Raw genomic sequence first — 6,954 nt, 5'->3', positions numbered from 1 at the left:
GCCGGAAACGGCGTGGTCATCGAATACAAGGCGACCGGCGGCGATCTTGCCGCCTCGCTCGACCAGCTCTCCGCCTCGCCCGGCCTCTCCTGGGTGAATGACTTGCGCAACGACCCTGCCCTTGCCGGCAAGGTCGACTGGCAGGCCGTCAATGCCGAATTCCGCGAATGGGACTACAAGAGCCAGGGCCTGACCGAGGCCGGTGCGGCCCTGGTGACGCTGGTCGCCACGGCGCTCACAGCCGGAACCGGCGGCTTTACCGCCTCGCTGTCGACCAAGCTTGCCACCTCGCTCGGCATCCAGAATGCCGCCATGCAGACCGCGCTTCAGGCGGGGTTGCAGACCCTGATCAACAAGACCGCCGTCTCGCTGGTCAACAACCAGGGCGATCTCGGTGCCACGCTGAAGGAGCTCGGCTCGGCGGACACCCTGCGCAGCCTCGCGACCGCCATGGTGACGGCGGGCCTGACCACGCAGGTGCTGTCGATGGTTGGCATAACGGATGTGGCGGCCAGCGCCGGTTTCAGCCAGAACCTGATCAATGAGGCGCAGCGCAATCTGATCAAGGCCGCCATCCGCGCAGCGAACCATCCCGGACGGGTCAGACAGATCAGATATTTGGCATTCGTGACGTCAGCTTTGGAAACGGTTACCAGAAGCTCTGCTGCAAGTCGGGCCGTCGGACGGATTTCATGAAGCTCCAGAAGTCATCGCCCAAAGAAGGAGCTGCGTCGGTTGCGACGGGGCGGTGCTCGGTTTTTGCCAAGATCGATTAAATTGTAATGACCGATTTAGTCGATCACCAAGTCCCGTGTTCTATTCTGGGCCAATTCTGGTTGGCGGGATTGTTCATGCGTGTGACGGTGGCCCTGATGATCGCGGCGGTGTTCAGCATCCTGGCGATCAAACACTCCGAGAACTCCCTCGGCAGCGGTCGGCTGACGGCGTCTGCAAGCGATGTTGCCTCGGGTTGATCGTCAGAGACCACCGGGGTTGTGGCTTTTCGACCACAGCCTGCCACCTTCCGATGTGTTTCCAGCTAGAAAGCGGCCTCAGAGGAACCGGTTTTGCCGCAATCTCGTTGAGGATCACCAGGCAGGAGCAAAGACCATGAGATACATTTTCATCCTGCTGATCGCCTCGGTGCTCAGCATACTCGCCTTCAAATATTCGAACAATTCGCTTGGCGGCGGAGAACTTATGGCATCGCCGATGGATGTGTCGCAGGAAACCTGACCGCGCAACCATTCACCCCCGCTGCATACTATTGCTCCCTCAGCCCAGAAGCCCATCCAGCCAGTCGCGCGACAGGCGCGTTTCCAGCTCCATCGCCAGATCGTCCAGGGCAGCGTCCACGCTTTCCCGGTAGTTCGTTCCGCCGCCTGCGATGCCGAAACTCTCCAGAAGCTTGCGTCTGTAGGCGTCGCTCGCGAAAAGCCCATGCAGATAGGTTCCGATGACCCGTCGATCTGCCGAGCCCGCGCCGTCAGAGCGCCCGTCGATGCGGATCGGAGCTCGCAGCGTGTCCGGTCCTTCGGTGACCCCGAGATGGATCTCGTAACCCGACAGAGCAACGTCGTGTTCAAGAGAATGGGCTTCGCTGTTGCGGACCGTTTTTTCCGGCGCCATCACCGTTTCGACATCGAGCAGGCCAAGTCCGTCGACTGTGCGTGGCGCGCCTTCCAGACCGAGGGGGTCGGAAATCTGGCGACCCAAGATCTGATAGCCGCCACAGATGCCGATCACCCGCCCTCCGCGTCTCACATGCATTACAAGATCGCGGTCCCAGCCGTGGCTCCGTAGTTCCTCCAGATCCGCGATCGTGGACTTGGAGCCAGGCAGGACCACCAGGCCAGCATCGACGGGCAAAGGTTCGCCTACACGGACATAAACGAGATCGACCTCCGGTTCGGCAGCAAGCGGATCCAGGTCGTCGAAGTTTGCAATGCGTGAGAGGACGGGTACGGCAACCTTCAAGGCGCCGCCGGTGCCCTTGACCAGGCGTTCCAGGACAACGGAATCCTCTGCCGGCAGGCGCGCGGCGGACTTCAGCCAGGGGATGACGCCGAAGCAGGGCCAGCCGGTAAAGGCGCCGATCGCGGAAAGGCCATCGTCAAACAGGCTGATGTCGCCGCGGAACTTGTTGATGATGTAGCCGATAATCTGGGCGCGATCCTCGTCCGGCAGGATCGTATGCGTGCCAACGAGGGAGGCGATCACCCCTCCCCGATCGATGTCTCCGACGAGGACAACTGGCACGCCGGCGCGGGTGGCAAAGCCCATATTGGCTATATCGCCCGCCCTGAGGTTGATCTCGGCGGGTGAACCGGCCCCTTCGACGATGACAAGGTCCTTATCCGCACAGACGGTCTCAAAACTCTCAAGGACGGCGCCCAGCAGCTGCGGTTTCAGCCGCTGGTAGTCGCGCCCCTTGGCCTGACCAAAGACCTTGCCCTGAACGATGATCTGGCTGCCCGTTTCGCTCTGGGGCTTGAGCAGAACCGGATTCATGTGAACGGATGACGGCGTGCGGGCGGCAAGCGCCTGGAGCCACTGCGCGCGACCAATCTCACCCCCGTCATCGGAGACGGCCGCGTTGTTGGACATGTTTTGCGGCTTGAAGGGCGCCACCTTGAGCCCCCTGTTAGCCGCCAGACGGCACAGTCCGGCCACGAGTATCGTCTTTCCGACATCCGATCCTGTCCCCTGCAACATGATCGCTCGTGTCATCGTATCCTGTCCCGTTTCCGCCGCTGCATTGTCTGCCTAATTTTCATGATCTTGCTGCGATTTCGCCGCCAAAGTTGATGCAAATGCGACACTGCGGCAGCCTGTCGCGGCCTATCGCTCAGTAGTTGATCATTTGCGACATTCAATGACGGTTTACGCGCTGGTGCGGAGACTTCGCAGTGATTATCTGCGGCTCGAAACCAGCGCCCTCAAGAGCGCGGCAATCTAGGAAACACCCATGCTCTACATCCTGCAGAACCGCAATAGCCTGGCGATTGCCTGGAACGGCCGTGCGCCGCAGCACAAGACCATTGCACGCTGGGAAGTGCGCAACCCGCTCTCGTTTCGCAAGGGTTGATTCACAGCGTTCGGCTGATCGCTGACTGCATCTCTTGCGAAGTCATTGTGACGATCAATCGAGCCTGAAAAACAAAACGCCCCGGGACGCAATACTGGATCCGGGGCGCAACCGACAGTCACGCGTCGGCCCTCTCATCTACCGCTGTAGATGTTACCGGATCGTTAGTCCGCCGGTTCGGCCGACATTTTTTCAATTTTTTTTGTGCTTGCACGAGTGCGCTTTCGCGCCTGTCATATTGACGCAGTTGGGACAGGTTAGGTCTCACGTTGAATTGCAGCCAAACCAAGCTTCTGTTCCGCCTTACACAACTGCTCGTCCGTTGAGCGCATTGCCCTCGCACGGAAGCCGAAATGCGGCAAAATCAGTCGCAACAATAGCTTGGGTCGGCCACAGTCCGACATGGCGGGGGCCGCGAGAGGTTGATTTTCGGAACCAAAGACGTAGGCTTAGTGTCGTGACACGAGGTCGACGGGCACAACGCCCCTTAAGACAAGGCCTGGTCCACTGAATGACGCACCGGCCAGTCGCGTCCGGGCGATTATTCGCATGAAGACAATATTGGCAGCGCGGTCCGCAGTAGCCGCCCCTGCCCTTCCCGATGAACGCTGCAAGATAAGACTGGGAGGTCTTAACTCCATGAAGAAGCTGTTTGCTTCCACCATTCTCGCCGCGGGTCTCTACGCAGCTGCCGGTTCTGCCCAGGCTGCCGAATGCGGTGATGTTTCGATTGCCGAAATGAACTGGGCGTCGGCGGGTGTCGCTGCCTATGTCGACAAGATCATCCTTGAAAGCGGCTATGGCTGCGCGGTGACGGTCGTCACCGGCGACACGATGCCGACCTTCGCCTCGATGAATGAAAAAGGCCAGCCGGACATGGCGCCCGAGTTTTGGGTTAATGCCGTGCGTACCGCGCTCGACGAAGCCATTGCCGAAGGTCGTCTGATCCAGGCCGCTCCGCTGCTCTCCGACGGCGGCGTGGAAGGCTGGTGGATCCCGAAGTTCATCGCCGATGCCAACCCGGACATCAAGACGGTCGAAGACGCGCTTGCCCGTCCGGAGCTTTTCCCGGCGCCGGAAGACGCAACAAAGGCTGCCGTAACCAACTGCCCTTCGGGCTGGAACTGCCAGGTATCGACTGCCAATCTCTATCGCGCACTCGGCGCCAAGGAGAAGGGTTTCGAGCTGGTTGATACAGGTTCGGCTGCCGGCCTCGACGGCTCGATCGCCAATGCCTTTGAAAACAAGAAGGGCTGGCTCGGCTATTACTGGGCGCCCACCGCCATCCTCGGCAAGTACGAAATGGTCAAGCTCTCCTTCGGCGTCGAACATGACAAGGCAACCTGGGATGCGTGCACCGCCGTTCCAGACTGCGCTGATCCGAAGGTCAATGCCTATCCGGTTTCCGACGTCTACACCGTCGTCACCAAGGGCTTTGCCGAGAAGGCAGGCGTTGCCATGGACTACGTGCAGACCCGCAAGTGGGACAATGCGACCGTCGGCAAGGTTCTCGCCTGGATGGAAGAAAACCAGGGCACCAACGAAGATGGCGCGAAGCACTTCCTGGAAACCTATCCGGACATGTGGACCACCTGGGTCGCTCCTGAGGTCGCCGAGAAGGTCAAGGCTGCTCTCTGAGCCTGATCGATAGCTAACTGCGGCGGGCCCTGGTGCCCGCCGCGCTTTCTGCGAAGCGGCATGCCGCATCACGCCATTCAAACGACTCCCGACGTCGCAGACGGCATGAATTCCCTTCCGGAACTCGACTAGCCTCTTGCCTCGGGAACATGGCATCGCCGCAAAGGCCCATCGCAGCGTCTCGGACGCCATAAGAGCGGGGGTCGACAAGGGGAACGAGATGGCTTCGACTTTATGCAACTACCTGCCGGAGCTGCTGTGCAGGTTTCCGGAAATTGACGACACCACAATGCGTGTCGCGCGCAAGAGCATCGACGACAGCTTCAAGGGCTTCGTCCGTGCCTATGGCAATGTCATCGACGCGGTGACGCATCCCCTACAGCTTTTCCTGAACTGGCTTGAGGCGCTGTTCGTCAGCACACCCTGGTTCGTGTTTCTGGCGGTCATGGTCCTGATTGTCTACTATGCCAGCCGCAACATGCGAATCGTAGGTTTGACGATCATCGGCATGTTGTTCATTGGCTTCGTCGGTCTCTGGGAAGACACGATGATCACGCTGGCCATCGTGACTGTGTCGACCCTGCTGGCCATCGTCATCGGCATCCCGCTTGGTATCCTGATGGCGCGATCGGACAGAGCCCAATCCATCATCAATCCGATCCTTGACGTCATGCAGACGATGCCGAGTTTCGTCTACCTCATTCCGGTCGTCATGGTTTTCGGCATCGGCAAGGTTCCGGGCGTCATCGCGGTTGTCATCTATGCCGTTCCGCCAATGATCCGCCTGACCAATCTCGGCATCCGACTGGTCGACCGCGAAGTCCTGGAAGCGGCAGACGCCTTCGGATCCTCACCGCGGCAGAAACTGATGAACGTGCAGATCCCGCTCGCTCTTCCAACCGTGATGGCCGGCATCAACCAGACCATCATGATGTCGCTTGCCATGGTCGTCGTCGCCTCGATGATCGGTGTCGGAGGTCTCGGCAAGAACGTGCTGCAAGCGATCTCCAACCAGTTCCTGACGATCGGGTTCCTCAACGGTTTTGCGCTCGTTGCCATCGCCATCATCTTCGACCGCGCCAGCCAGGCTTATGGCAAGCGCCTTCAGCGCCACACGGAGGTGGTCCATGGCTAGTCACGACATCGAAATCCGCAATCTTTACAAGATCTTCGGCCCCAATGGCGGCGCCTTCATCGACCAGGTGAAGGCCGGCATGTCGAAGTCGGAGCTCAACGAGACCCACGGCCATGTGCTTGGACTCAAGGATATCAACATCGAGATGCCGGGCGGCGGCATCACCGTCGTCATGGGCCTGTCGGGCTCCGGAAAGTCGACGCTGATCCGCCATATCAACCGGCTGATCGAGCCGACCTCGGGCGAAGTCCTCTACGACGGCGTCGACGTCTGTCAGATGAGCCCACTGGAGCTTCGGGAATTCCGCCGCCACAAGACGGCGATGGTGTTCCAGAAATTCGCGTTGCTACCACATCGCACCGTGCTCGAAAACACCGTCTACGGCCTCGACATCCAGGGAATTCCGCGTTCGAAGAGCGAGGAGATCGGTCGCCGGTGGATTGACCGCGTCGGGCTCTCGGGCTTCGAGGGGCATTATCCTAACCAGCTCTCAGGCGGCATGCAGCAGCGCGTGGGGCTTGCTCGGGCGCTCTCGAACGATGCCGACATCCTGCTGATGGACGAGGCCTATTCGGCGCTCGACCCGCTGATCCGCGTCGACATGCAGACGGTGCTGCTTGATATTCAGCAGGAACTGAAAAAGACCGTCGTCTTCATCACCCACGATCTCGACGAGGCACTGCGCCTCGGTGACAGGATCGCGATTCTTCGGGATGGCGAGGTCATTCAGCAGGGTTCCGGCCAGGACATCGTGCTGCAGCCAGCTGACGACTACATCTCGGCCTTCGTCAAGGAAGTGAACCGAGGCCGTGTCATCCGGCTCGACACGATCATGGGCCCGTTGACCGGGACCGCGGAAGGGCTCGCCATGCCCGGCGGAACCGTCCTTGAGGCTGCAGCCCGCACCATGACGGATGCGCGGCAATCGAGCGCAGTCGTCACCAACGACGGCGGCACGCCCATCGGGCGTGTCGATCTGCAGCAGATCATTGCCGCCATGGTCACGCCGAAGAGCCACGAAGACAACCAGATCGCCGCCGAATAGCGACGATATCGCCCGATGACTTGACGATGCGGCCCCGTCTCTCGCGGG

Annotated in this window: 6 protein-coding genes and 2 pseudogenes; 7 read left to right on the top strand and 1 reads right to left on the bottom strand. The window is 60.3% G+C overall.

The genetic code is table 11. The annotated features are described in order from the left end of the window. Positions 1 to 312: 312 nt before the first annotated feature. The 4 genes and pseudogenes from BW978_RS23805 to BW978_RS23895 all read left to right on the top strand — a co-directional run. A pseudogene (locus BW978_RS23805) lies at positions 313 to 525 on the top strand (DUF637 domain-containing protein); the annotation flags it as partial. A gap of 62 nt (positions 526 to 587) precedes the next feature. After that, positions 588 to 776 (top strand): annotated as a pseudogene (locus BW978_RS23800) (hypothetical protein); the annotation flags it as partial. Positions 777 to 851: 75 nt separating this feature from the next. Further along, positions 852 to 974 carry a hypothetical protein gene (locus tag BW978_RS23900; RefSeq protein ID WP_280173595.1) on the top strand — a complete coding sequence of 41 codons (123 nt, stop codon included), beginning with the start codon at positions 852 to 854 and terminating at the stop codon, positions 972 to 974. A gap of 136 nt (positions 975 to 1,110) precedes the next feature. Next, positions 1,111 to 1,236, top strand: coding sequence for a hypothetical protein (locus BW978_RS23895; RefSeq protein WP_276307007.1), 126 nt, complete (start codon positions 1,111 to 1,113; stop codon positions 1,234 to 1,236). A 39-nt stretch (positions 1,237 to 1,275) separates the two neighbouring features. Here BW978_RS23895 and BW978_RS15300 read toward each other — a convergent pair whose 3' ends face one another. Then, complete coding sequence (locus BW978_RS15300) at positions 1,276 to 2,730, bottom strand: cobyric acid synthase (RefSeq protein ID WP_076396431.1); 1,455 nt, start codon at positions 2,728 to 2,730, stop codon at positions 1,276 to 1,278. Positions 2,731 to 3,727: 997 nt separating this feature from the next. On the opposite strand from BW978_RS15300, the gene BW978_RS15295 reads away from it, so the two are divergent. The 3 genes from BW978_RS15295 to BW978_RS15285 all read left to right on the top strand — a co-directional run bounded on the left by BW978_RS15295 (position 3,728) and on the right by BW978_RS15285 (position 6,906). Next, the gene (locus tag BW978_RS15295; RefSeq protein WP_076396429.1) at positions 3,728 to 4,726 is read left to right on the top strand and encodes an ABC transporter substrate-binding protein; all 999 of its coding nucleotides are present in this window, start codon (positions 3,728 to 3,730) and stop codon (positions 4,724 to 4,726) included. A 220-nt stretch (positions 4,727 to 4,946) separates the two neighbouring features. Beyond that, positions 4,947 to 5,861: an ABC transporter permease gene (locus BW978_RS15290; RefSeq protein WP_076396427.1), complete on the top strand. Its 915-nt coding sequence runs from the start codon at positions 4,947 to 4,949 to the stop codon at positions 5,859 to 5,861. Continuing rightward, complete coding sequence (locus BW978_RS15285) at positions 5,854 to 6,906, top strand: quaternary amine ABC transporter ATP-binding protein (protein WP_076396425.1); 1,053 nt, start codon at positions 5,854 to 5,856, stop codon at positions 6,904 to 6,906. Before BW978_RS15290 ends, BW978_RS15285 begins: the two co-directional genes overlap by 8 nt. Positions 6,907 to 6,954 lie beyond the last annotated feature (48 nt).

Origin of the sequence: Rhizobium sp. RU33A (assembly GCF_900156055.1) — a bacterium.
Lineage (GTDB): Bacteria > Pseudomonadota > Alphaproteobacteria > Rhizobiales > Rhizobiaceae > Allorhizobium.
The sequence above is the reverse complement of the archived record's forward strand: the minus strand, read 5'-3'. Positions and strand labels throughout refer to the sequence as shown.

What these genes read in the sequence shown, in the direction of transcription:
- BW978_RS23900 (WP_280173595.1), top strand. Translation starts at nt 852, where the DNA reads ATGCGTGTGACGGTGGCCCTGATGATCGCGGCGGTGTTCAGCATCCTG.
- BW978_RS23895 (WP_276307007.1), top strand. Translation starts at nt 1,111, where the DNA reads ATGAGATACATTTTCATCCTGCTGATCGCCTCGGTGCTCAGCATACTC.
- BW978_RS15300 (WP_076396431.1), bottom strand. Translation starts at nt 2,730, where the DNA reads ATGACACGAGCGATCATGTTGCAGGGGACAGGATCGGATGTCGGAAAG.
- BW978_RS15295 (WP_076396429.1), top strand. Translation starts at nt 3,728, where the DNA reads ATGAAGAAGCTGTTTGCTTCCACCATTCTCGCCGCGGGTCTCTACGCA.
- BW978_RS15290 (WP_076396427.1), top strand. Translation starts at nt 4,947, where the DNA reads ATGGCTTCGACTTTATGCAACTACCTGCCGGAGCTGCTGTGCAGGTTT.
- BW978_RS15285 (WP_076396425.1), top strand. Translation starts at nt 5,854, where the DNA reads ATGGCTAGTCACGACATCGAAATCCGCAATCTTTACAAGATCTTCGGC.